Raw genomic sequence first — 23,351 nt, 5'->3', positions numbered from 1 at the left:
CATGAGCGACAGAGCCGCCCAACTCAAGGGCATCCGCGCATGGCTGGTCTTCTTCGTCGTCTGCCTGGTGCTCAGCGGGGCCACGGCCTTCCCGCTGGTCCACGAACTGCGCTGGACCGAGGACGTGTTGCGGCACCTTCCCGCGCCGGACGCCCTGACCGACTGGATCGCGCGCGTCCGGCGCGGGCTCGACACCGCCGACTCCGACTACCCCTTCCTCCTCTACGGCACGGACTGGCTGGCCTTCGCCCACCTGGTCATCGCGGTCGCCTTCTACGGCCCCTACCGCGACCCGGTCCGCAACATCTGGGTCGTCGAGTTCGCCATGATCGCCTGTGCCGGGATCATCCCGCTCGCCCTGATCTGCGGACCGATCCGGGGCATCCCGTTCTGGTGGAGCGTGATCGACATGGCGTTCGGGGTGTTCGGAGTGCTCCCGCTGTACGTCGTACGGCGGAAGATCAAGCGGCTGGAGGCGCTCACCCCGTACGACTCCGGGACCAGCGCCCCTGTCGTGCCCGTTACTTGAGCGCCGCCGTGATGATCCGGCCGACGACCGGGTTCGCGTCCTCGCTCTTAGCGTCGGTGGAGTTCACCGAGTACACGACCGTGCGGCTCAGGTTCCGGGTGGCGGCGATCGCCGAGTTGTAGCCGTACCGGCCGCCGGACTTGACCCAGTAGACCTTCCCGTCGGACTCGAAACGCTGGAGGCCGCCCGCGCTGTAACTCGCGCCGGTGATGCCCGGCGGAACCCGGAACACTTCCTTCAGCTGCGGCCGCGGGACGATCCGGCCCCGCAGGAGGCCGGTGAGCAGTCGCTCCAGGTCCGCGGTCGTGGAGATCATGTCCCCGGCCGCGAACCGGTCCGCCTGGTTCCAGTCCGTGACGTCCAGGAACTCCGTCGTCCCGTCGGGCCTCTTCACCACCTGGTAGCCGCGGTTGTGCGGGCCGAGGATGCGCGGATCGGTGCCCGGGAAGTACGTGTCCCGCATCCCGGCCGGCCGGAGCACCAGCCGGCTGACCTCGGAGGCGTACGACCGCCCGGTCACCCGCTCGATCAGCAGGCCGAGGAACGTGTAGTTGATGTTGAGGTAGTGCTGCTGCCTGCCCGGGCAGAACTCCGGCTCCTTCGCACCCGCGGACGCGGCGACCCGCTGGGGGCTGAGCGTGTCGAAGCGGTGGGCGTACACCTCCTCGAAGGTGGTGCCGAGACCGTCGCCCGCCGGGATACCGCTGGTGTGGTCGAGCAGTTGCCGCACGGCGACCGGCCGGAACCGCCTGCCGAGGAGGCCGGGCAGGTAGTGCTGGACCGGCGTGTCCAGGCCGATCCGCCCCTCGTGCGCCAGTCGCAGTACGGCCGCCGCCGTGACCACCTTCGTCGTCGAACCGGCCCGGAACCGCGCGTCCGGATCGGCGGGCCGTCCGCTCTCCAGATCGCGCACGCCCGAGCTGCCGTGCCAACGGCCGCCGGTGCCGCCGACCCGGACCAGGGCCGCGGTGGCGCTCGCGTCGGGGAGCCCGGCGATCGCGGCGCGTAACGCCTTGACGTCCGGTGCGGAGGTGCTGTGCACGGCCGGGGTCGCGGACGCGGAGGAGGTCGGCAAGCCGGCGGTCAGGGGCACGGCGAGGGCGCCGGCGAGGATGCTTCTGCGACGAATGTCACGCATGAGTCGGCTCCTGAGGATGTGGGATGTGTGTGATCATCCTGCGGGGCTGTCGAGGCGGCGGGATCGTCGCCGAGAAGGGCCCGGCCCCTGGTGGAACCCTGAGCAACTCCGGCTTCCTTGAGGCGAGTTGTGGGGGAGGTCCCCTAGGGGGCGAAAAAGTGTTATCGCGGAGCCCTTCACTCCGTCTCCACGCACGACCATGCACGCAGGGGGCACCGGCCGGAAAGGACGATGTGGACACGCGGCAGTGGCGCGACACCATCGCGGCGGCGCAGGACGGCGACCGGCGCGCGCTGGACGAGCTCGTCGCGGGCTGGCTGCCGCTGGTGTACAACATCGTGGGCCGCGCCCTGAACGGCCACGCCGACGTCGACGACGTCGTCCAGGAGACCATGCTGCGGGCCGTCGACAACCTCGGCAGCCTCCGCGATCCGGACAGCTTCCGGTCCTGGCTGGTCGCCATCGCCATGCGCCAGATCCGCGACCGGGCCCGCCGCAGGACCCCGGCCCCGCTGGACGAGTCGGCCGCGCGCGAGGCCGCCGACTTCGCCGAACTCACCGTCCTGCGACTCCAGTTGGAGGGGCAGCGACGCGAGGTCGCGGAGGCCGTGCGCTGGCTCGACGACGAGGACCGGCAACTGCTGTCGCTGTGGTGGCTGGAGGTCGCGGGCGAACTCACCCGGCGTGAGCTGGCCGCCGCTGTCGGCATCAGCCGGCAGCACGCCGCCGTGCGCGTCCAGCGGATGAAGGAGCGCCTGGAGACCTCCCGCGGCATCGTCCGCGCCCTCGACGGCGCCTGCCCCGACCTGCGCGAACTGACCGCCCGCTTCAACGGCCGCCCCGACTCGGTCTGGCGCAAGCGGCTGGCCCGGCACATCCGCCGCTGCGGCTACTGCGGAGACACCCGCGAGGCGGTCGTACCGGCGGAGCGGCTGCTCGTCGGGATCGCGCTGGTGCCGGTCCCGGTCGGGTTCACCCTCTCGCTGGCCCTCGGCGGCAAGACGGCCGCGGCCGCCACCGCCACGGTCGCCTCCGTGAGCTGGTCCGCCAAGGTGCTGAGCGCGCTCACCCAGCCCGTCGTCGCGGCCACCGCGGGGGCCACGATCGTCGCGGGCGGCGCGTACGTCGTCACGCAGACCCCGGACGCCCCGGCGCCGCGGGTGGCGGTCTCGCCCACGGCGGCGAGCACGTACCGGGCGCCCTCCGCGCGGAACACACCGTCGTCCTCGCCGTCCCCGTCCCCGTCGGCGACACCGACGAAGACCGTCCTCTACGGCAGTGTCGTCGACGCCGTCGACCGGGCGCCGGACCCCGACACCCGGCCCGGCGCCCTGCCGCACCGGCCCGAGACCGGCGTCACCAGCACCGGCGGCGCGCACGCCGTCATGAACCACCGCGGGGACAGCGTCACGCTCACCGGCGAGGGCTATGTCCTGGTCCGCTGGCAGCTCTCGCCCCAGTACCGGGCCGGCAGCCTGGTCATGCCGGCCTGGACCGGCCTCAAGGGCGAGCTCTTCCACGTCGCCTCGGGCGGCGGCCGCCGTATGGACGACCCCGTCAGCGCCACGGACACCGCCGCCACCGGCATGGGCAACTCCACCGTCGGCTACGCCGTCCTGCCCGCCGGCACCCAGCAGATGTGGCAGAACGAGTACTTCTACCTCGACGGCAGTGTCACCCTCACGGTCAACGAACGCGGCGCCGACTACGGCCTCAGCGTCTTCCCCTCCACCTGGGACGCCGTCAAGAAGGACATCACCACCGGCCCAGCCCAGGGGGCCAAGCGCTACGGCCTGGTCCGCGACACCGGCCGGGACGACACCCCCGTACCGCAGTACGTCACCCGGTCGACTCCCGCCGACCCGGCGACCGTTGCCCAGGAGTCCCGGCTGTAGCGCTGTCACGCCGAACCGGGTGGCCGGCCGGGTCTAGCCCGCGTCGCCGGCCGCGCGCAGTGCGCAGAGCACGTCCACCCGGTTCGTCGTGATCGAGTCGACGCCCAGGGCGGCGAGGCGGCGCATCGAGCGGTGGGTGTCGGGAGTCCAGACGGAGATCAGGTAGCCGTCGGTGTGGATGCGCTCGGCGAGGTCCCGGTCCATCAGGCCGAAACGGTAGTTGAGCCAGCGGGGCTTCACCGCGTTCAGGAGAGCGGGGCGCGGGGGCGCGAGGCTCGTCCAGGTGAGGGCGATCTCCGCGGACGGGTCGGCCTCGCGGACGGCGAGCATGGCGGTGGCGCCGGCGCAGTAGTAGACGCGGTCCTGGGCACCGCACTCGCGCACCACGTCGACCACGCGACGGGCGACTCGTACCTCTCTCGTGCCGGGCAGATCGAGCATCATGCGGTGGCCGTCGGTGGCTTCGAGCGCCTCCGCGAGCGTCGGCACCTCGCCGTCCGTCAGACCCCGCACCTCGTCCGCCGACAGGGACAGCAGGGGGCGGTCGTGCTCCCACAACCGCTTCAGCGTCTCGTCGTGGAGCAGCACCGGTACGCCGTCCCTGGTGAGCCGTACGTCGATCTCCACCGCGTCCGCGCCCCGGTCGAGCGCGGCACGCAGGGAGTCGATCGTATTCTCACGGACGCGATAGGGGTCGCCGCGGTGTGCCACGGCCGTCAGCTTCTGCATGCGCCCATTGTGGTGGGCTCACCGAGCCGGTTGTGGCGGGGTCACGGGGCGAGCCACGTGGTGGTGCGGGTGTCGATCTCGTCCTTGATCCTGTTCTTGCCGGGTTCGTCGAGGAACGACGCGTCGACCGCGTTCTTCGCGAGTTCGGCCAGGCCCTGTTCGTCGAGGTTCAGGAGCCTCGCCGCCACCGCGTACTCGCTGTTCAGGTCCGTGCCGAACATCGGGGGGTCGTCGGAGTTGATCGTGACGACGATCCCCGCCTGCACGAACTTCTTGAGCGGGTGCTCGTCGAGGGTGCGGACGGCTCGGGTGGCGATGTTGGAGGTGGGGCACACCTCCAGCGGGATGCGGTGCTCGGCGAGGTGGGTCAGGAGCGCCGGATCCCGGAAGGAGCTCGTGCCATGGCCGATGCGTTCGGCGCGCAGGTGGGTGAGGGCGTCCCACACCGTCTCCGGACCGGTCGTCTCGCCGGCGTGCGGCACCGAGTGCAGGCCGGCGGCGATCGCCCTGTCGAAGTACGGCTTGAACTGGGGGCGGGGGACGCCGATCTCGGGACCGCCGAGACCGAAACTGACAAGGCCCTCCGGGCGGAGGCGGTCGTCGGTGGCGAGGCGGGTCGTCTCCTCGGCGGCTTCCAGGCCGGCCTCGCCCGGGATGTCGAAGCACCAGCGCAGCACCGTGCCGAACTCCGACTCCGCCGCCTTGCGGGCGTCCTCGATCGCCTCCATGAACGCGCGCTCGTCGATGCCGCGGCGGGTCGAGGAGAACGGGGTGATGGTGAGTTCGGCGTAGCGGACCTGCTGGCGGGCGAGGTCCCGTGCGACCTCGTAGGTGAGCAGCCGCACGTCCTCCGGGGTGCGGATCAGGTCCACGACGCTGAGGTAGACGTCGATGAAGTGGGCGAAGTCCGTGAAGGTGAAGTAGTCGACGAGTGCCTCGGGGTCCGTGGGGACCTTGGAGTCGGGGTGGCGGGCGGCCAGTTCGGAGACGATGCGTGGGGAGGCCGAGCCGACGTGGTGGACGTGGAGTTCGGCCTTGGGCAGCTCGGCGATGAAGGCGTGCAGGTGGTCGGGCGTCGTCATGGGGGCCTCCCCTTGCTGGGCGCCTGGCACGGTAGTGCGGTGCGGTGCCTGCCGTGCGGCGCGGTGATCGGCTGATCGATGCGGAACATGTTAGGCGGGCGGGGTTGTGGGGTGTCTGCGGGCCGGTGGGGGCGGGCGTCGTGCGCAGTTCCCCGCGCCCCCGAATGCCTGCGGCGGCCTCGGCTCCCTGCACGGTCCGCCGTGGTGCGCGAGGATGGTGGACGGTCCAACTCCCCGGGGGCGCGAGGAACTGCGCGATCAGCTCCCACGATCCCGCGCCCGCCCTACCACCTGATCGGCACCCCCATGGGCACCCGGCCCAAGCCCAGCGCAGCCAACGGCTCCCGTAGCATGGCCCGCACGTACGATCTAGGGGGACGTGAGCATGACGGACGGAACGCAGTCGAACGGGGACCGGGATCCGTGGGCGCCACCGGAGAGTGGGCCTTCGTTGGAGAAGAGCCCGTCGCCCGGTGCCGGTCAGCCGCCGTCGCCCTCCGTGCATGATCAGGACACCGTGACGTCCGCGCCCACCCCTGGTTACGGCTTCCCGCCTCCCGGAGCCGCGCCCACCCCGGGTTACGGCTACCCCGCCCCGGAGCAGGGTGTGCCCGTCGGTGGACCCGGACCCGGCACACCCGGTGGGCCCGCCCCCGTGCCGCCTCCGCCCATCGGACCCGAGGGCCCCGGCGCTCCCGTCGGCTACGGCTACCCCGGTTATCCGCAGAGCCCGCAGGGATACGGCGGCTGGGCCCCGCCCATGCCCCCGCAGAACGGCATGGGTGTCGCCGCGATGGTGCTGGGCATCCTGTCCTGCGCCCTGTTCTGCATGTACGGCATCCTCTCGCTGGTGCTCGGGGTCCTCGCCATCGTGTTCGGGATCAAGGGGCGCAAGCGGGCCGAGCGGGGGGAGGCCACCAACCACGGGCAGGCGCAGGCCGGGTTCATCATGGGGATCATCGGGACGATCCTCGGCATCGCCGTGATCGTCCTGCTCGCCATCGGCATCACCGCCGCCATCAACTCGGAGGACGACTCCGACTACTACGACGGCTCCCTCGCCGTCGTGGCGGCCGCCCAGGTGGGGTAGTTCGCGGCGGACACAAGGGGACCACCGGATCCGGTGGTCCCCTTCACGCGTTTGTGAGGCGGTCCCTCGCCTCCATCAGCGCGAAGCCCAGGAGGTTCGGGCCTCGCCAGCGCTCCGGGTCGCCCGCCGTTTCGTCGTCCGCGGCGAGGCCGATGCCCCACACCCGGTCCACCGGGCTGGCCTCGACCAGCACCCGGTCGCCGGTGTTCAGGAGGAACAGCCGCAGGTCCTCGTGGGCCGCGAACTTGTGGACGCTGCCCTCCACGACGATCCCGAAGCGCTCACGACGCCAGATCTGCTCGTCGAAGCCTCTGACCAGCCGCCCCATGTTCTTGGCCTGCGCCGGAGATCCGGCCGCCAGGATCCGGCGCTCCGCCTCCTGATCTTCGAAGAGCCGCGCCTTGCCCGCCATCATCCAGTGCTCGGCGGTCGCATAGCCGACCCCGTCCACGACGAACGGTGAGGGCCACCACTGGCTCAGACAGCTCGCGCCGACCCGGCCGTCCGCACGTGGGCGGTGGCCCCAGAAATGCAGATACTTGATCTTCGCTCCGGCCCGGACCTGCTTGACCAGGGCATCCTGTGAATCGATCTTCCCCGTGATCTTCCCCATGCACGCGAGTCTGACAGGAACCACTGACAGTCCGTCCTTCCTTTTCGGGGGCGGCTCGACACCTGGTCGACAGATTCCGTCGCGTAACCGAAAGGCAACAACGGAATCACTTGTAGGAGCGTCATTGCTCTGTCAGGATCGGCACTCAAATCGAGCTGGAGCTACGCCACCCACCCGCGGTACCCGCGGGATGACGGCGGAGGAGAGCGACATGCACAACCCGGGCACTGCCATCCCGGACCGGTTCGCGGCGCAGGAGCGGTTCGCCGAAGGCGCGCAGTTCATCGGAGGGCGTCTCACCAAGGGGACCTCCGGCCGTACGCACGCGGTCGTGGATCCCGCGAGTGGTGAGGAGGTCTTCACCTATGAGCTCGCGGGCGTCGAGGACGTCGATGCCGCGGTCGCCGCGGCTCGCGCGGCCTTTCCGGGCTGGGCGGCCACCACTCCCGGTGAGCGGTCCGACGCCCTGCACCGGTTCGCCGCCGTGCTCGCCGACCGTGCCGAGGACTTCGCCCGCGCGGAGTCGCTCCAGTGCGGGAAGCCGCTGAAGCTGACCCGGGAGTTCGACGTCCCGGGGACGATCGACAACACCGCCTTCTTCGCCGGTGCCGCCCGGCACCTTCAGGGGCAGTCCGCCGGTGAGTACTCCGGGGATCACACGTCCTACGTGCGGCGCGAGCCCATCGGTGTCGTCGGGTCCATCGCGCCCTGGAACTATCCGCTGCAGATGGCCGCCTGGAAGATCCTCCCTGCGATCGCGGCCGGCAACACCATCGTTCTGAAGCCCGCCGAGATCACCCCGCTCACCTCCCTTCTCTTCGCCCAGGCCGCCACCGACGCCGGGATTCCCGACGGTGTCGTCAACATCGTCACCGGGACCGGCAAGGAGGCGGGAGAGCGTCTGGTCGGGCATCCCGACGTGGCCATGACCTCGTTCACCGGGTCGACGGCCGTCGGCAAGCGTGTCGCGGAGATCGCCACCGCCACCGTCAAGCGGCTGCATCTGGAGCTCGGCGGCAAGGCCCCCTTCCTCGTCTTCGACGACGCCGACCTGGAGGCTGCCGTCAACGGGGCCGTCGCGGGCGCGCTCATCAACTCCGGGCAGGACTGCACGGCCGCCACGCGCGCGTACGTACAGCGGCCGCTGTACGAGGCGTTCGTAGAGAAGACCGCGGCCCTGATGGAGACCGTCCGGCTCGGTGACCCGTTCGCCGCCGGCACCGATCTCGGGCCGCTCATCTCGCATGCCCAGCGAGACCGGGTCGCCGGGTTCGTCGACCGTGCGCGTGCCTACGCGCGCGTGGTGGCGGGCGGCGAGGCGCCGGGCGGGGGACTCGCGAAGGGGGCGTACTACAAGCCCACTCTCGTCGCCGACGCCGCACAGGACAGCGAGATCGTGCAGTCGGAGATCTTCGGACCGGTTCTGGTCATCCTGCCCTTCGACAGCGACGACGAGGGCATCCGGCTCGCCAACGACACCCCTTACGGGCTCGCCGCCTCCGCCTGGAGCCGGGACGTCTACCGGGCGAACCGGGCCACGCGGGAGATCAAGGCCGGGTGCGTGTGGGTCAACGACCACATCCCGATCATCAGCGAGATGCCGCACGGCGGATACAAGGCGTCCGGCTTCGGCAAGGACATGTCCTCGTACTCGTTCGAGGAGTACACCCAGATCAAGCACGTTATGTTCGACAATAAGGCGGTCGTCAGGAAGGACTGGCACCGCACGATCTTCGGGGACCGGCTGTAACCGATTTCCGGCTACCGCCGGGTGACGTATTCAGGCCGCCCGACCCGCGGCCGCCCACTTTCCCGAAAGGGCACCAGCGCATGGAGCAGTACGAGCCCGACCGCCTGTCGCCGGCCCAAGTGGCCGCCATGCGGCGCAGCTTCCGAGGCGGCCGGGCCGCCATGACCCGGCGGTCCCTGTTGCGTGCCTCCACGGGCGGCGCCCTCGCGGTCGGCGGCCTCGGGGCGCTGAGCGCCTGTGGCATCCCCGCGGCCGGCAACACCCAGGGCGGCGTCTCCGCGGAGGACCACTCGGCCAAGGAGAAGACCGTCAACTTCTCCAACTGGACCGAGTACATCGACGTGGACGAGAGCGAGAAGCACCACCCCACGCTCGACCAGTTCAAGAAGCAGACCGGCATCTCGGTCAAGTACACCGAGGACATCAACGACAACGTCGAGTTCTTCGGGAAGATCAAGCCCCAGTTGGCGGCGGGGCAGGACACCGGGCGCGACATCATCGTGCTCACGGACTGGCTCGCCGCCCGGCTCATCCGGCTCGGGTGGGTCCAGAAACTGGACGCCTCCAACCTGCCCCACGCGTACGCCAACCTGTCCGCGCAGTTCCGTGACCCCGACTGGGATCCGGGACGGGCGTACTCCTATGTGTGGCAAGGCATCTCGACCGTCATCGCCTACAACAAGAAGGCCCTCGACGGCCAGGAGGTCAAGTCGATCTCCGACCTGCTCGACAACACCAAGCTCAAGGGCCGGGTCGGCTTCCTCTCGGAGATGCGCGACAGCATCGGCATGACCCTGCTCGACATGGGCAAGGACCCGGCGAACTTCACCGCCGACGACTACGACGCGGCCATCGCACGGCTCCAGAAGGCCGTCGACAAGGGGCAGATCCGCCGCTTCACCGGCAACGACTACACCTCCGACCTCACCAGCGGCGACTTCGCGGCCTGCGTCGCCTGGGCCGGGGACGTCGTCCAGCTGAAGGCGGACAGCCCGGACATCGACTTCATCATCCCGGACAGCGGATACATGACGTCGACCGACAACATGCTGATCCCCAACAAGGCGCGTCACAAGACGAACGCCGAGCGGCTCATCGACTTCTACTACCAGCCGGGGCCCGCCGCCGAACTCGCCGCGTACATCAACTACGTGTCTCCCGTCGACGGTGTGAAGCCCGAGCTGGCCAAGCTCGACCCGGATGCGGCGAACAACCCGCTGATCATCCCCGACAAGGCCATGGCCGCGAAGTCCCACGCCTTCCGCTCCCTGAGCTCGAAGGAAGAGACGGCCTTTGAAGAGAAGTTCGCGAAGCTGACTGGGGCGTGATCACCGTGACGAACAAGAGCACAGACAACAGCGGAGACGTCCGCCTCTCCGGCATCAGCAAGACGTACGACAACGGCTTCACCGCCGTGCAGCCGCTCGACCTGACCGTGCCCCAGGGCTCCTTCTTCGCCCTGCTCGGCGCCTCCGGCTGCGGCAAGACCACCACCCTGCGCATGATCGCCGGTCTCGAGGAGCCCACCACGGGCACCGTGCACCTCGGCGACCAGGAGGTCACCCGGCTGCCGCCCTACAAGCGGCCGGTGAACACCGTCTTCCAGTCGTACGCGCTCTTCCCGCACCTGGACATCTTCGAGAACGTCGCCTTCGGTCTGCGCCGCCGTGGCATCAAGTCGGTGAAGAAGCAGGTCGAGGACATGCTGGAGCTCGTACAGCTGGGAGAGCAGGCGCGGAAGAAGCCGCACCAGCTCTCCGGTGGCCAGCAGCAGCGCGTGGCGGTGGCGCGTGCGCTGATCAACACCCCCAAGGTGCTGCTCCTCGACGAGCCGCTCGGCGCGCTCGACCTCAAGCTGCGCCGCCAGATGCAGCTGGAGCTCAAGCGGATCCAGACCGAGGTCGGCATCACCTTCGTGCACGTCACGCACGACCAGGAGGAGGCCATGACCATGGCCGACACGGTCGCCGTGATGAACGCGGGCCGCGTCGAGCAGCTCGGCTCGCCGACCGACCTGTACGAGAACCCGAACACCACCTTCGTCGCCAACTTCCTCGGCACCTCCAACCTCATCGAGGCCGAGGTCGACGCCACGAGCGGCGGCGAGATCGTCCTGAAGGCGGGCGGCGGCAAGCTGGTGCTGCCCGAGGCGCGGTACGCCGGACCGGCCACGACCGGCGGCAAGGTGCTGGTCGGTGTCCGGCCGGAGAAGATCTCCCTCACCCACGCCGACCAGGCCGGGGAGATCCCGGAAGGCCGCAACCGGATCACCGGAAGGATCGCCGACTCCTCCTTCATCGGCGTCTCCACGCAGTACGTCATCGACAGCCCCGTCTGCCCCGAGTTCGAGGTCTACGCCCAGAACATCGACCGCGACGACCGGCTCGTGGCCGGCGCCGAGGTCGTCCTGCACTGGAACCCGGCGCACACCTTCGGACTCGACGCCGACCAGGACATCGACGCCGGCATCCAGGAAGAGGCGACGGTCTGATGGCGACGCTCACCGAGGCGCCCCCGCCGCTGTCCCCGACGGCGCCCGAGAAGAAGCCCCCGCGCAGAAGGGGCCGCTTCACGCCGTACTGGCTGCTGCTGCCCGGCATCCTGTGGCTGCTGGTCTTCTTCGCGCTCCCGATGATCTACCAGGCCTCCACGTCCGTACAGACGGGCTCCCTGGAGACGGGCTACAAGGTCACCTGGCACTTCGCGACCTACTGGGACGCGCTGTCCGCGTACTGGCCGCAGTTCCTGCGCTCGATCCTCTACGCCGGTGCCGCGACGATCCTCTGCCTGGTGCTCGGCTACCCGCTCGCGTACCTCATCGCCTTCCGCGCGGGGCGCTGGCGGAACCTGATCATGGTCCTGGTGATCGCGCCGTTCTTCACCAGCTTCCTGATCCGCACCCTTGCCTGGAAGACGATCCTCTCGGACAGCGGCCCGGTGGTGAGTGCCCTCAACACGTTGCATGTCCTGGACGTCACCAGCTGGCTCGGCTGGACCACCGGCGACCGTGTCCTGGCCACACCGCTCGCGGTGGTGTGCGGTCTGACGTACAACTTCCTGCCGTTCATGATCCTTCCGCTGTACACCTCGCTGGAGCGCATCGACGGGCGGCTGCACGAGGCGGCGGGCGACCTGTACGCCAAGCCGGTGACCACCTTCCGCAAGGTCACCTTCCCGCTGTCGATGCCGGGCGTGGTCTCCGGGACGCTGCTGACCTTCATCCCGGCGGCCGGCGACTACGTGAACGCCGATCTGCTCGGTTCCACGGACACGCGCATGGTCGGAAACGTCATCCAGACGCAGTTCCTGCGGATTCTGGACTATCCGACGGCCGCGGCCCTTTCCTTCATCCTGATGGCCGCGATTCTCTTCATGGTCACGCTCTACATCCGCAAGTCCGGGACGGAGGAGCTGGTTTAAATGGCCTTCGTCAACTGGCTCAAGAGTAAATTCGTCGTCGTCGCTGGACTTCTGACACTCGGATATCTCCTGCTGCCGAACGTCGTCGTCACGGTGTTCTCCTTCAACAAACCGAAGGGGCGCTTCAACTACGAGTGGCAGCAGTTCTCCACGGACGCCTGGAAGGACCCCTGCGGAGTCGCCGACATGTGCGGCTCGCTGTCCATCAGCCTCCAGATCGCGTTCTGGGCGACGGCCGGCGCGACCGTCCTCGGCACGATGATCGCCTTCGCCCTGGTCCGCTACCGCTTCCGTGCCCGCGGAGCCGTGAACTCGCTGATCTTCCTGCCGATGGCGATGCCGGAGGTCGTCATGGCGGCCTCGCTGCTCACCCTGTTCCTCAACATGGGCGCACAGCTTGGCTTCTGGACGATTCTCATCGCCCACATCATGTTCTGCCTGAGTTTCGTCGTGACGGCGGTCAAGGCGCGCGTGATGTCGATGGACCCGCGACTGGAGCAGGCCGCGCAGGATTTGTACGCCGGCCCCTTCCAGACGTTCGTCCGGGTCACCCTGCCGATCGCCGCCCCCGGAATCGCCGCGGGCGCGCTGCTCGCCTTCGCGCTCTCCTTCGACGATTTCATCATCACCAACTTCAACGCGGGCTCGACCGTCACCTTCCCCATGTTCGTCTGGGGTTCGGCACAGCGCGGAACGCCCGTGCAGATCAATGTCATCGGCACGACGATGTTCCTCGTCGCCGTGCTTCTGGTGCTGACCTCCATGGTCATCAGCAACCGCCGCAACAAGCAAAAGGCATAGGCCTTTTCACAGAACCCTCCGTAGGGAGTTGACATCATGGCCCCGAGCGCCATGAGCCATTGGACAAAGGCACTCTCCGAAGCCCAGCCGGTCCCGTACTGGCTGGACGACCCGGGCAGGCCCCACCCCGAGCCCGCCCTCACCGGCGTCGAGACCTGCGACCTGCTGGTCGTCGGCGGCGGCTACAGCGGGCTGTGGACCGCGCTCAACGCGAAAGAGCGTGATCCCGAGCGGGATGTCGTCCTGCTGGAAGGCCGCGAGGTGGGCTGGGCCGCCTCCGGTCGCAACGGCGGCTTCTGCGCCGCCTCCCTCACCCACGGTCTGCCCAACGGCCTGACCCGCTGGCCCGACGAGATCCACAGGCTCGAGGAACTGGGCGCCCGCAACCTCGACGAGATCGAGAAGGCGGTCGCCCGGCACGACCTCGACTGCGACTTCGAGCGCACCGGCGAGATCGACGTGGCGACCGAGACGTACCAGGCCCGGGAACTGCGTCACTGGTACGAGGAGCTCCAGGAGAAGGGCCTCGCCGACGGCGTCGAGTTCCTGGACGCCGACGCGGTGCGCGAACAGGTCGCCTCGCCCACCTTCGAGGCAGGGTTGTGGGACCGCAGGGGCGTGGCCATGCTCAACCCGGCCAAGCTCGTCTGGGGCCTGAAGCGGGCGTGTCTGAGACTCGGTGTCCGGGTCTACGAGAACACCCCCGCCCTGGACCTGAGGTCGTACGGCGCCGGCATGGCCGTACGCACCCCGTACGGTTCGGTCCGGTCCCGCAAGGTCGCGCTCGGCACGAACATCTTCCCGAACCTGGTCAAGCGGGTGCGGGCGTACACGGTGCCGGTGTACGACTACGCGCTGATGACCGAGCCACTGAGCGCGCAACAGCTCGCGTCGATCGGCTGGAAGAACCGTCAGGGGCTCGGTGACTCGGCGAACCAGTTCCACTACTTCCGGCTCTCCGCCGACAACCGCATCCTGTGGGGCGGCTACGACGCGGTCTATCAGTACGGCGGTCGCGTCCGCGCCGAATACGACGACCGGCCGGAGACCTACGCCAAGCTCGCCGGGCACTTCTTCACCTGCTTCCCGCAGTTGGAGGGCGTTCGCTTCACCCACGCGTGGGGCGGGGCGATCGACACCTGCTCGCGGTTCTCCGCGTTCTACGGCACCGCCCATCACGGCAAGGTGGCGTACGCGGCCGGCTACACGGGCCTCGGCGTCGGGGCGACCCGGTTCGGGGCGGACGTGATGCTGGACCTGCTGGCCGGGGAGAGCACCGAGCGGACCTCGCTGGAGATGGTCCGCAAGAAGCCGCTGCCCTTCCCGCCGGAACCCTTCGCCTGGACCGGTATCGCCCTCACCAAGTGGTCCCTGGCCCGTGCCGACTCGCACGGCGGGCGGCGCAACCTGTGGCTGCGGACCATGGACAAGCTCGGTCTGGGATTCGACAGCTGAACGATCGTATGTGGTCTGATTCACTCCAAAGAGTGGTCAGAACCCGCGTAATGCTCGCCGAGGACCTTCCTCTCCCTCGTGACGCGACCAGCGTCGACGAGAGAAAGGGAGGTCTTCTCATGAGTGGGGCGAAGGCGGCGGTCGAGTGGCTGGCATCCGTCGCACCGGATCCCGAGGCCTGCCGCTGGGAGTGGGAGCGCAATCCCCTCGGGGTGGCGCTGCTTCCGGCGGGCAAGGCCTGGGACGTACTGATCCTGCCGGGCGAGCTCGGCTATCCGACGCTCGATGTCCTCACCCGCATCCTCGACCAGCTCGGCCCGGTACTCGTCGACTTCGGCGACGCGCGGATGGGCTTCTTCGTGCCGCCGGGCACCGCGGCCCGCTGGCTCGGCACCGGTATCCGTACGGCCGGCCCCGGCACCTGGATCGTCGTGCCCTACCCGGGCCGGGTGGCCGGGGGAGGGGTGCGCTGGCTGGTCCCGCCGGACGGTTCCGGCGTTCTCATCGACCCGGCGCTGCTCGAACTGGCGATGCACGAGGCGGCGGCGAGCCTGGCGACGGAGGACGACGGCTGACCCGACGGTCCGCCACGCTCTCGTCGGCCGCCGTGCGGCCGACGCGGACCGGGCGGGCAGTCCTGTGCGCAGTGGGAGTGCGGCGCTGCGGGCGTCCCCCGCCGGTAGCGACAACGCCCAGTGTGCCCAGGAGTCCGGCGGCCGGGTCGAGCGGCTCAGCGGCGGCTGTGCCGCGCCAGGAAGAGCCAGAGCCCGAGCAGCAGGATCGTGCAGAGGCACCAGCTGCCCACCACGTCCAGGGGCCAGTGCCAGCCGCGGCGGACCAGGCCGAAGGAGACGCCGAGGACGAGGAGGCCGTAGCCGATGACGAGCGTGCGGCGGGTCCGGGCGGACCGGAGCCAGGGCAGGACGAGGAGAAGGGCGGCGCCGTAGGCGACGGCGGCCGTGGCGGTGTGGCCGGAGGGGTAGTAGCCGGTCCCGAGTGAGACGGGCGGGCCCGGGCGGTCGGTGAGTTCCTTGAGAGGGACGACCAGAGCCGGGACCAGGGCCATCAGGACGGCCGCCGCGGCGGACGGCAGCCACCATCGGTCTGTACCGGTGCGGCGGGCCTGCCAGGCCGCGTAGAGGAGGGCCACGACGAGGACCGGGACCGCGACCTCGACATTGCCCAGGTCGGCGAGGGCCTCCGAGACGCGGTCCGGGTGGACCAGTGCGCGGCTGACCCGCTCGTCCCCACGCAGCAGCGGCCCGTCCTCGACGACCTGCCAGGTGATCAGGGCGAAGAGGAGGGCCGGGATTCCGAGAAGGAGGGTGAGGAAGGCCGGCCGCCCCGGAACAGGGGGGGTGGTTCCGGGGCGGCCGATCAGATCGGTTCGTCGGCCGCCCCGGGGGGTTTGGGGCGGGCGACTGTCCGATCGGTGAGGAGATCCGGAGCCGGAAGCTCCAGTTGTGTGCGCGAGGGCACGACCAGGTCGAAGCTGGGGAGGCCTCGGCCTGATGCCGCCCACAGTCCCCTGTGGGCGGGGTGTATCTCTCATCTGGGTAGAACCTACGGCAGGGTGGCGGCGCATGACAGGCAGAATCCCATCCTCACAACCACCTCGCACACCTTCTTCACACCCTCTGCCGCTGGCCACCGCAGCCCCGGAATCCCAAGGGACGTCAGGGCTGTGACGACTGAGGTCGGAAGGTGTGGGTCCGCTTCCGACCTGCCGCGTTGCCCCTGTGACGTCAGATGCGGGTGAAGGCCTGCTCGATGATGTCGAGGCCCTCGTTCAGGAGGTCCTCGCCGATGACGAGCGGGGGCAGGAAGCGCAGGACGTTGCCGTAGGTGCCACAGGTCAGGACCAGCAGGCCCTCCTGGTGGCAGGCCTTGGCGAGCGCGGCGGTCGCCTCCGGGTTCGGCTCCTTGGTCGTACGGTCCTTGACGAGTTCGATGGCGATCATGGCGCCGCGGCCCCGGACATCGCCGATGATGTCGAACTTCTCCGCCATCGCGGTGAGGCGGGCCTTCATCGTGGCCTCGATCGCCTTCGCCCTCGCGTTGAGGTCCAGCTCCTTCATGGTCTCGATCGAGCCGAGCGCGCCGGCGCAGGCGACCGGGTTGCCGCCGTACGTGCCGCCGAGGCCGCCGGCGTGGGCGGCGTCCATGATCTCGGCGCGGCCGGTGACGGCGGCGAGCGGGAGGCCGCCGGCGATGCCCTTGGCGGTGGTGATCAGGTCCGGGACGATGCCCTCGTCCTCGCAGGCGAACCACTGGCCGGTGCGGCAGAAGCCGGACTGGATCTCGTCGGCGACGAAGACGATGCCGTTGTCCTTGGCGAATTGGCTGATCGCGGGCAGGAAACCCTTCGCCGGCTCGATGAACCCGCCCTCGCCGAGCACCGGCTCGATGATGATCGCGGCGACGTTCTCCGGACCGACCTGCTTGGTGATCTGGTCGATGGCCTGCGCGGCGGCCTCGGGGCCGGCGTTCTCGGGGCCGGTGGGCCAGCGGTAGCCGTACGCGACGGGGACGCGGTAGACCTCGGGGGCGAAGGGGCCGAAGCCGTGCTTGTACGGCATGTTCTTCGCGGTCAGCGCCATGGTGAGGTTGGTGCGGCCGTGGTAACCGTGGTCGAAGACGACGACGGCCTGCCGCTTGGTGTACGACCGCGCGATCTTGACTGCGTTCTCCACGGCCTCGGCGCCGCTGTTGAACAGGGCCGACTTCTTGGCGTGCTCGCCCGGGGTGAGCTCGGCGAGGGCCTCGGCGACCGCCACGTAGCCCTCGTACGGGGTGACCATGAAACAGGTGTGGGTGAAGTCGGCGAGCTGCTGCGTCGCCCGGCGTACGACGGCCTCGGCGGAGGCGCCGACGGACGTCACGGCGATGCCCGAACCGAAGTCGATCAGCCGGTTCCCGTCGACGTCCTCGATGATCCCGCCGCCCGCGCGCGCCGTGAAGACGGGCAGTACGGACCCCACGCCCTGCGCGACCGCGGCGACCCGGCGGGCCTGCAGCTCCTGCGACTTGGGTCCGGGGATGGCGGTGACGACGCGGCGCTCCTGCGGAAGTGCGGTCATGAGGGGCTCCTGGGGTGTTGCGGGCGGAGATTTCGCGGACTCTGTCCAGTCTTTTCTCGCAGGCTAGGACGGGGGAGGGAGGGTGGGCATGCTCCATGTGGGCGCTCTCGCCGACGCGGGTTGTCCGTCTTGGACATAGAGGAGTGGGCGGCAGTAGTGGCCGGTCACGGTCGCCCCGGCCGCGTAAGCGGTGAACTCCCCTGGCGGGGGCGTTAGATTGACCGCTGATGGCGGACGGATCGGCTGGTCAAGGGGCGAGAGCGATGGACAGCGACGGGACGCGGGACACCCGGGGTACGCATGCGAACCCTGTGCCACGTCCGGCGGGACCACCGGCGGTGCCGCCACGGCCGACGCGAGCGCCGGGGGCGTCGCCGATGCCCGACGGGTCGGCCTTTCTGACCTGGCTGCGGACGCCGCGGCCCGAGACGCCGCCCGGGGTGTGGCGGTTCGGGCACCGGCCCCGGCCGGAGGCGGAACCGGAACTCATCCCCGGCCGCCAGCTGATCAGCGGCGCGCTGATCGCGTTCCTCGTCGGCTGGCTCGTCTGGTCGCTGCTCCAGAACGGCTATGCCGGCGACTGGTGGCTCCTGCCCTTCAAGCTGCTCGTCCCCGATGCCTGGCGTGGCGGGGGCAGCGACGTCGGCAATTACCTCCTGTACGAGGGGTACGAGCTGCTCGTCGCCCTGGCCATCATGCTCGTCGTCGGCCGCCTCGGCCGCTGGGGTGAGGTGTGGCGTCGCTTCGTCCTGCCGCACCTGCGCCGGAAGCCGCCGCAGCAGCAGCCCGTCCCGGTTCCGCCCGAGGACCCCGTCGAATGGCCCCAGCTCCGAGCCGCCGGTGCCCCCGACGCCGCCGAGCGGCTTGCCGCCGAGGCCAGGGCCGGGTTGATGCGGGATGTGGACCATGCTCGGATCGCACGGGCCTGGCAGGGTGTGCGCAGTGGCCGGTTCAGCCTCGCCACGTTCACCGGTGCTGTGCTCCAGGAGGGCGCCGCCGCCTGTCTGCACCCCTCCGGGGAGCGGGACCTGCCCGCACGGCTCGCTCGGCATGATCTCCTCACGGGCCAGGTGCGGCTCGGGACCACCGCCGACGACGCCCGCAACCCGTACGCCTATCGGGGGGCCGGGCTGGGGCTCGGGCCCGAGCTGCTCGGGACCTCGCTGCTCGCCGTCGGGCCCGCCGGGTCCGGGAAGACCGGGACCGTCATCAGGCCGATCGCCGAGTCGTTGTGTCTGCACGCCCTCGCCGGGCGGGCCGCCGTCGTGGTGGTCGGTGCCGCGGGCGCGGGGCTCGGACCGGCCGACGCCTACGACGTCGTCGTACAGATCGGGAATCCGGAATCGGTGTACGACCTCGACCTGTACGGGGGGACGACCGATCCGGACGAAGCCGCGGCCGTGCTCGCCGAGGCGCTGGTCGGGGACCTCGCCGAGCCTCATCAGGGGGGTGACACCCGGCGGTCCACCACCGTGCTCGCCCAGCTTCTCGGGCCGTTCTGGGCGGTCCACGGCCGTTTCCCCTCCGTACCGGAGCTGCGGCAGCTGCTCGACGGCGCGCCCGGGCCGATGGCCGCGCTGCGGAAGGGCCTGGAGGACTCCGGGCAGGCGTCGCTGCTGCGTGAACTCGACGCGCGGGAGCGGCAGATGGGGAATCCGGGGGATGTGGGCGGCATTCTCGCGGACCGGGTCGCGCTGCTCGACCGGCCCGCCTTCGCCTCGTTCTTCCAGAGCGCGGGCTCCGATGCCGCCGGGCAGTCGAGGCCGTTCTCGCTGAAGGCTCTCGACCACCCCGTCCGGGTCCGGATCGACCTGCCCCAGCGCGGGCACGCCGACGCCTCCCGGATTCTGGCGCGGCTGGTGCTCGCGCAGTTCACGGCGAGCGTCGCGGTGCGCGAGGACCGGTCGCTGTTCGCCTGCCTGGTCGTCGACGACGCCACGGGGGTCGTGACGCCCGAAGCGGTACGGGGCGTGCAGCGGCTGCGGTCCGGCAACGCGGGAGTGGTGCTGACGCTGCGGACGCTGGACGACGTGCCGCGGCCGCTGCGCGGGCCCCTGCTCGGGGCCATCGGGTGCCGGATGGCGCTGTCCGGGCTCACCCCGTGGGACGGGCAGGACTTCGCCGAGGTGTGGGGCAAGGAGTGGATCGAGGCGCGGGACGTCACCGACCGGCAGATCATCGCCGAGACCCCGGCCGGCAAGGTGCTGCACGCGGTGCGTCAGGTCATCACCGGCAAGGCGCCGACCGCGCGGGCGGTGACCGTACGGCAGGTCGAGCGGGAGCGGTGGTCCGCGTCCGAGCTGGCGCACGGGGTGCCGCCCGGGCACGCGGTGCTGTCGCTGACCACGGTGACGGGTGAGCACGCGCCGCCGCTGCTGGTGGATCTGCGGGGATGATGATGTGACCTGAGGACCGTACGGTGAGGCAGAATCGTCACAGGCCGTTCATACGCGGCGGCCAAAAGATCGCAGCGATCACTGCTTCCTGACGCTCTGAAGGCCCCATGCCACCCACCCTCGCTTCGCTCGTCCACCATTCCGCGCTCAAGCTGACCGTGCGCGCGGGCGAGGACCGGCTGGACGTCCCCGTCCGCTGGGCGCACGTCAGCGAGCTCGCCGATCCCGTCCCCTACATGGAGGGCGGGGAACTGCTGCTGATCACCGCGCTCAAGCTGGACGCGGAGGATCCGGAGGCGATGCGCCGGTATGTGAAGCGGCTGGCCGGGGCCGGGGTGGTGGGACTCGGGTTCGCCGTCGGGGTCAACTACGACGAGATCCCCGAGGCCCTCGTCGACGCCGCCCGCGACGAAGGGCTCCCGCTGCTCGAAGTGCCGCGCCGCACCCCCTTCCTCGCCATCAGCAAGGCCGTGTCCGCGGCGATCGCGGCCGATCAGTACCGGTCCGTCACCGCGGGCTTCGCCGCCCAGCGCGAACTGACCAGGCAGGCCCTGAGCGACGGCCCGGAAGGTCTGCTCTCCGCCCTCGCCGCCCAGGTGGACGGCTGGGCGGCGCTCTACGACGCCTCGGGCGCCGTCGTGGCCGCCGCGCCGGAGTGGGCCGGCCGCCGGGCCGCGCGCATCACCGCCGACGTGGAACGGCTGCGAGAGCGGCCCGCGCCCGCGTCCTCCGTGGTCGGCGGGTCCGGCACCGCGGACAACGACGACCGTGTGGAGCTGCACTCGCTGGGCACCGGGCGGCGCCCCCGGGCCGCTCTGGCGGTGGGGACGGCCGCGGCGCTCGGTACGGCGGAGCGGTACGCGGTGCACTCGGCGATCGCGCTGCTGACCCTCACGACCGAGCGGTCCCGTTCCCTGCAAGCGGCCGAACAGCGGATCGGGGTGGCGGTTCTGCGGATGCTGCTCGCGGGGGAGCCGGAGCACGCGCGCACGGTCGCGGGCGACGTGTACGGCGGGCTCCTGGACGCGCCCTTCCGGCTGATCGTGGCGGAGACGGTCGCCGTGTCGTCCGTGCGGATCGCCGCCGACACCCCCGCCCGGATCCCGTCCGCCGCCGCGCTCGCCGCGGCCGCCGACGCGAACGGTGATCCGCTGGGGGCGCTCACCGAGATGGTGGAGTCGGCGGCGGCCCGTGCCGGGGAGACCGTGCTCGTGGTGCCCGAGGGGGAGCGGCTGGTGGTGCTGGCCGCGGACGGCGGCGCCGCCGTCACCGCGTGCGGGGAGTACGCGGTGGCGCTGGAGGCGGCGCGGACGTGCGAGCAGGCAGGCGCCGAGGAGGGGGAGGAACTGGTGGTCGGAGTCTCGGCCCCCACCGGGCCGATCGCCGCCGCGGCCGCCTACAAGCAGGCCGAACAGGCCCTCTCGGTCGCCCGGCGACGGGGCCGGGTGTACGTCGAGCACGAACAACTGGCCGCCGGATCGGTGCTGCCGCTGCTCGCCGACGACGCGGTGCGGGCCTTCGCGGACGGGCTGCTGCGGCCGCTGTACGAGCACGACGCGACCGGCCGGGGCGACCTGGTCGCCTCGCTGCGGGCCTGGCTCTCGCGGCACGGCCAGTGGGACGCGGCCGCCGCCGACCTGGGCGTCCACCGGCACACCCTGCGGTACCGGATGCGCAGGGTCGAGGAGATCCTGGGCCGCTCCCTGGACGATCCGGACGTACGCATGGAGCTGTGGCTGGCGCTGAAGACGGCGGCGGCGGAGTAGCGGCGGTTGGCCGGGCTGGAGTGCTGATCCGTCCCACTGCTACACCCCGGACAACTTCCCTCGCGTCCTCGCGGCCCTACCGTGGGGGCATGACTTCCACCACCGCCTTCTGGCTCGCCGGCCGCCAGGTCACCGGCGAGGACACCTTCGATGTCACCTCTCCGTGGGACGGCCGGCTGGTCGGCACGGTGAGTGCGCCGAGCGACGCGCAGATCGAGGAGGCCGTGGCCGCCGCGTACGCCGTCCGCGAGGACTTCGCGGCCACTCCCGCCCACGTCCGCGCCGCCGCCCTCGACCACGTCAGCCGCAGGCTCGTCGAGCGCACCGAGGAGATCGCCCGGCTGATCTCCGCCGAGAACGGCAAGCCGGTCAAGTGGGCCCGGGGCGAGGTCGGCCGTGCCGTCTCCGTGTTCCGGTTCGCCGCGGAAGAGGCCCGGCGGTTCAACGGCGGTGAGGCCCAGCGCCTCGACACCGACCTCGGCGGCCAGGGCCGTCTCGCGCTGACCCGGCGCTTCCCGAAGGGGGTCGTGCTCGGGATCGCGCCCTTCAACTTCCCGCTCAACCTCTGCGCCCACAAGATCGCCCCGGCGATCGCGGCCGGCGCGCCGATCATCCTGAAGCCCGCCCCGGCCACCCCGCTCTCCGGGCTGATCATCGGCGACCTCCTCGCCGAGACCGAGCTGCCCGCCGGCGCGTGGAGCATCCTGCCCGTCCCGAACGACCGGATGCCCGCCCTGGTCCAGGACGAGCGCCTGCCCGTGATCTCCTTCACCGGCTCCGAGAAGGTCGGCTACGCGATCATGGACTCGGTGCCGCGCAAGCACTGCACCCTGGAGCTCGGCGGCAACGGCGCGGCGGTGGTCCTCGGCGACTACGCGAGCGACGAGGACCTCGACTGGGCCGCGACCCGTATCGCGACCTTCTCCAACTACCAGGGCGGTCAGTCCTGCATCTCCGTGCAGCGCGTGATCGCCGACGCGTCGGTGTACGACCGGCTGCTCCCGAGGATCGTCGCCGCCGTCGAGGCCCAGGTCACCGGCGACCCGGGCGACGACAAGACCGACGTCGGCCCGCTGGTCAGCGAGGACGCGGCGGTGCGCGTCGAGGCGTGGGTGAAGGAAGCCGTCGAGGCGGGCGCCACCCTGCTCACCGGCGGCGACCGTGACGGCGCCTCCTACGCGCCGACCGTCCTCGCCGACGTCCCGGCCGACACGACGATCTCCTGCGAGGAGGTCTTCGGCCCCGTCCTCACCGTGCAGAAGGTGAACGGCGAGACGGAGGCCTTCGCCGCGGTCAACGCCTCCAAGTACGGCCTCCAGGCAGGCGTGTTCACCCACGACCTGCAGGCCGCCTTCCGCGCCCACCGCGCGCTGGAGGTCGGCGGCGTGGTCGTCGGCGACGTGCCCTCCTACCGCGCCGACCAGATGCCGTACGGGGGCGTGAAGCAGTCCGGGGTGGGCCGCGAGGGCGTGAAGTTCGCGATGGACGACTACACGTACGAGCGGGTGCTGGTGCTGACCGGGCTCGCGCTCTAGCTAATGGGAACCATTTTCATATAAGTTTCTCGAAGAGGCCCGGCACCGATGCCTTCCGGTGCCGGGCCCCCT

Annotated in this window: 19 protein-coding genes; 13 read left to right on the top strand and 6 right to left on the bottom strand. The window is 70.6% G+C overall.

Features of this window, described 5'->3' with window-relative positions; translation table 11 throughout:
- The first annotated feature begins 1 nt into the window (after window position 1).
- Window positions 2-529: a hypothetical protein gene (locus ABZT02_RS29725; RefSeq protein WP_356022770.1), complete on the top strand. Its 528-nt coding sequence runs from the start codon at window positions 2-4 to the stop codon at window positions 527-529.
- Here the strand turns inward: ABZT02_RS29725 and ABZT02_RS29720 are convergent.
- Window positions 522-1,667, bottom strand: coding sequence for a serine hydrolase domain-containing protein (locus ABZT02_RS29720; protein WP_356022768.1), 1,146 nt, complete (start codon window positions 1,665-1,667; stop codon window positions 522-524). The genes ABZT02_RS29725 and ABZT02_RS29720 overlap by 8 nt on opposite strands.
- A gap of 233 nt (window positions 1,668-1,900) precedes the next feature.
- Here ABZT02_RS29720 and ABZT02_RS29715 point away from each other — a divergent pair, with 233 nt between their 5' ends.
- Window positions 1,901-3,562 (top strand): sigma-70 family RNA polymerase sigma factor, encoded by a 1,662-nt coding sequence (locus ABZT02_RS29715; protein ID WP_356022765.1) that lies wholly within the window; start codon window positions 1,901-1,903, stop codon window positions 3,560-3,562.
- A 33-nt stretch (window positions 3,563-3,595) separates the two neighbouring features.
- On the opposite strand, the gene ABZT02_RS29710 is transcribed toward ABZT02_RS29715, so the two are convergent.
- Both ABZT02_RS29710 and ABZT02_RS29705 read right to left on the bottom strand, forming a co-directional pair.
- The gene (locus tag ABZT02_RS29710; RefSeq protein WP_356022763.1) at window positions 3,596-4,291 is read right to left on the bottom strand and encodes a glycerophosphodiester phosphodiesterase; all 696 of its coding nucleotides are present in this window, start codon (window positions 4,289-4,291) and stop codon (window positions 3,596-3,598) included.
- A 41-nt stretch (window positions 4,292-4,332) separates the two neighbouring features.
- Window positions 4,333-5,373: an adenosine deaminase gene (locus tag ABZT02_RS29705; protein ID WP_356022761.1), complete on the bottom strand. Its 1,041-nt coding sequence runs from the start codon at window positions 5,371-5,373 to the stop codon at window positions 4,333-4,335.
- A 385-nt stretch (window positions 5,374-5,758) separates the two neighbouring features.
- Here ABZT02_RS29705 and ABZT02_RS29700 point away from each other — a divergent pair, with 385 nt between their 5' ends.
- Complete coding sequence (locus ABZT02_RS29700) at window positions 5,759-6,463, top strand: DUF4190 domain-containing protein (RefSeq protein WP_356022759.1); 705 nt, start codon at window positions 5,759-5,761, stop codon at window positions 6,461-6,463.
- Between the two features lie 43 nt (window positions 6,464-6,506).
- Here ABZT02_RS29700 and ABZT02_RS29695 read toward each other — a convergent pair whose 3' ends face one another.
- Window positions 6,507-7,076 (bottom strand): NADAR family protein, encoded by a 570-nt coding sequence (locus ABZT02_RS29695; RefSeq protein ID WP_356022756.1) that lies wholly within the window; start codon window positions 7,074-7,076, stop codon window positions 6,507-6,509.
- Window positions 7,077-7,287: 211 nt separating this feature from the next.
- Between ABZT02_RS29695 and ABZT02_RS29690 the strand changes: the two genes are divergently transcribed.
- The 7 genes from ABZT02_RS29690 (at window position 7,288) to ABZT02_RS29660 (ending at window position 15,077) form a co-directional block, all read left to right on the top strand.
- Window positions 7,288-8,826: a gamma-aminobutyraldehyde dehydrogenase gene (locus ABZT02_RS29690; protein WP_356022754.1), complete on the top strand. Its 1,539-nt coding sequence runs from the start codon at window positions 7,288-7,290 to the stop codon at window positions 8,824-8,826.
- 80 nt (window positions 8,827-8,906) lie between these two features.
- Window positions 8,907-10,154: a spermidine/putrescine ABC transporter substrate-binding protein gene (locus ABZT02_RS29685; protein WP_356022751.1), complete on the top strand. Its 1,248-nt coding sequence runs from the start codon at window positions 8,907-8,909 to the stop codon at window positions 10,152-10,154.
- Window positions 10,151-11,317, top strand: a complete 1,167-nt coding sequence (locus ABZT02_RS29680; protein WP_356022749.1) for an ABC transporter ATP-binding protein — start codon at window positions 10,151-10,153, stop codon at window positions 11,315-11,317. The genes ABZT02_RS29685 and ABZT02_RS29680 overlap by 4 nt, the downstream gene beginning before the upstream one ends.
- Entirely contained in the window at window positions 11,317-12,246 is a 930-nt protein-coding gene (locus tag ABZT02_RS29675; RefSeq protein ID WP_356022746.1) for an ABC transporter permease, read from the top strand. Before ABZT02_RS29680 ends, ABZT02_RS29675 begins: the two co-directional genes overlap by 1 nt.
- Window positions 12,247-13,047, top strand: coding sequence for an ABC transporter permease (locus ABZT02_RS29670; RefSeq protein WP_356022742.1), 801 nt, complete (start codon window positions 12,247-12,249; stop codon window positions 13,045-13,047).
- Between the two features lie 36 nt (window positions 13,048-13,083).
- Window positions 13,084-14,502: an FAD-dependent oxidoreductase gene (locus tag ABZT02_RS29665; RefSeq protein WP_356022740.1), complete on the top strand. Its 1,419-nt coding sequence runs from the start codon at window positions 13,084-13,086 to the stop codon at window positions 14,500-14,502.
- A gap of 119 nt (window positions 14,503-14,621) precedes the next feature.
- Window positions 14,622-15,077 carry a hypothetical protein gene (locus ABZT02_RS29660; RefSeq protein WP_356022737.1) on the top strand — a complete coding sequence of 152 codons (456 nt, stop codon included), beginning with the start codon at window positions 14,622-14,624 and terminating at the stop codon, window positions 15,075-15,077.
- Between the two features lie 155 nt (window positions 15,078-15,232).
- Here ABZT02_RS29660 and ABZT02_RS29655 read toward each other — a convergent pair whose 3' ends face one another.
- Together ABZT02_RS29655 and gabT are read right to left on the bottom strand one after the other, a co-directional pair.
- Entirely contained in the window at window positions 15,233-16,024 is a 792-nt protein-coding gene (locus tag ABZT02_RS29655) for a phosphatase PAP2 family protein (RefSeq protein ID WP_356022970.1), read from the bottom strand.
- Between the two features lie 223 nt (window positions 16,025-16,247).
- Window positions 16,248-17,582: a 4-aminobutyrate--2-oxoglutarate transaminase gene (gene gabT, locus ABZT02_RS29650; RefSeq protein WP_356022735.1), complete on the bottom strand. Its 1,335-nt coding sequence runs from the start codon at window positions 17,580-17,582 to the stop codon at window positions 16,248-16,250.
- Between the two features lie 263 nt (window positions 17,583-17,845).
- Between gabT and ABZT02_RS29645 the strand changes: the two genes are divergently transcribed.
- From ABZT02_RS29645 to ABZT02_RS29635, 3 genes are all read left to right on the top strand, one after another.
- Entirely contained in the window at window positions 17,846-19,978 is a 2,133-nt protein-coding gene (locus ABZT02_RS29645) for an ATP-binding protein (RefSeq protein WP_356022733.1), read from the top strand.
- 107 nt (window positions 19,979-20,085) lie between these two features.
- Entirely contained in the window at window positions 20,086-21,744 is a 1,659-nt protein-coding gene (locus ABZT02_RS29640; RefSeq protein ID WP_356022731.1) for a PucR family transcriptional regulator, read from the top strand.
- An 89-nt stretch (window positions 21,745-21,833) separates the two neighbouring features.
- Window positions 21,834-23,279, top strand: a complete 1,446-nt coding sequence (locus ABZT02_RS29635; protein ID WP_356022728.1) for an aldehyde dehydrogenase family protein — start codon at window positions 21,834-21,836, stop codon at window positions 23,277-23,279.
- The last annotated feature ends 72 nt before the right edge of the window (window positions 23,280-23,351 follow it).

This window comes from Streptomyces sp. NPDC005402 (assembly GCF_040606575.1).
GTDB lineage: Bacteria > Actinomycetota > Actinomycetes > Streptomycetales > Streptomycetaceae > Streptomyces.
Note: the sequence above shows the minus strand (reverse complement) of the source record. Positions and strands in the feature narration are given on the sequence as shown.

Excerpts from the sequence above, each read along its gene's own strand:
- ABZT02_RS29725 (WP_356022770.1), top strand. The coding sequence starts at position 2 with ATGAGCGACAGAGCCGCCCAACTCAAGGGCATCCGCGCATGGCTGGTC.
- ABZT02_RS29720 (WP_356022768.1), bottom strand. The coding sequence starts at position 1,667 with ATGCGTGACATTCGTCGCAGAAGCATCCTCGCCGGCGCCCTCGCCGTG.
- ABZT02_RS29710 (WP_356022763.1), bottom strand. The coding sequence starts at position 4,291 with ATGCAGAAGCTGACGGCCGTGGCACACCGCGGCGACCCCTATCGCGTC.
- ABZT02_RS29705 (WP_356022761.1), bottom strand. The coding sequence starts at position 5,373 with ATGACGACGCCCGACCACCTGCACGCCTTCATCGCCGAGCTGCCCAAG.
- ABZT02_RS29700 (WP_356022759.1), top strand. The coding sequence starts at position 5,759 with ATGACGGACGGAACGCAGTCGAACGGGGACCGGGATCCGTGGGCGCCA.
- ABZT02_RS29695 (WP_356022756.1), bottom strand. The coding sequence starts at position 7,076 with ATGGGGAAGATCACGGGGAAGATCGATTCACAGGATGCCCTGGTCAAG.
- ABZT02_RS29690 (WP_356022754.1), top strand. The coding sequence starts at position 7,288 with ATGCACAACCCGGGCACTGCCATCCCGGACCGGTTCGCGGCGCAGGAG.
- ABZT02_RS29685 (WP_356022751.1), top strand. The coding sequence starts at position 8,907 with ATGGAGCAGTACGAGCCCGACCGCCTGTCGCCGGCCCAAGTGGCCGCC.
- ABZT02_RS29675 (WP_356022746.1), top strand. The coding sequence starts at position 11,317 with ATGGCGACGCTCACCGAGGCGCCCCCGCCGCTGTCCCCGACGGCGCCC.
- ABZT02_RS29670 (WP_356022742.1), top strand. The coding sequence starts at position 12,247 with ATGGCCTTCGTCAACTGGCTCAAGAGTAAATTCGTCGTCGTCGCTGGA.
- ABZT02_RS29665 (WP_356022740.1), top strand. The coding sequence starts at position 13,084 with ATGGCCCCGAGCGCCATGAGCCATTGGACAAAGGCACTCTCCGAAGCC.
- ABZT02_RS29660 (WP_356022737.1), top strand. The coding sequence starts at position 14,622 with ATGAGTGGGGCGAAGGCGGCGGTCGAGTGGCTGGCATCCGTCGCACCG.
- gabT (WP_356022735.1), bottom strand. The coding sequence starts at position 17,582 with ATGACCGCACTTCCGCAGGAGCGCCGCGTCGTCACCGCCATCCCCGGA.
- ABZT02_RS29645 (WP_356022733.1), top strand. The coding sequence starts at position 17,846 with ATGGACAGCGACGGGACGCGGGACACCCGGGGTACGCATGCGAACCCT.
- ABZT02_RS29640 (WP_356022731.1), top strand. The coding sequence starts at position 20,086 with ATGCCACCCACCCTCGCTTCGCTCGTCCACCATTCCGCGCTCAAGCTG.
- ABZT02_RS29635 (WP_356022728.1), top strand. The coding sequence starts at position 21,834 with ATGACTTCCACCACCGCCTTCTGGCTCGCCGGCCGCCAGGTCACCGGC.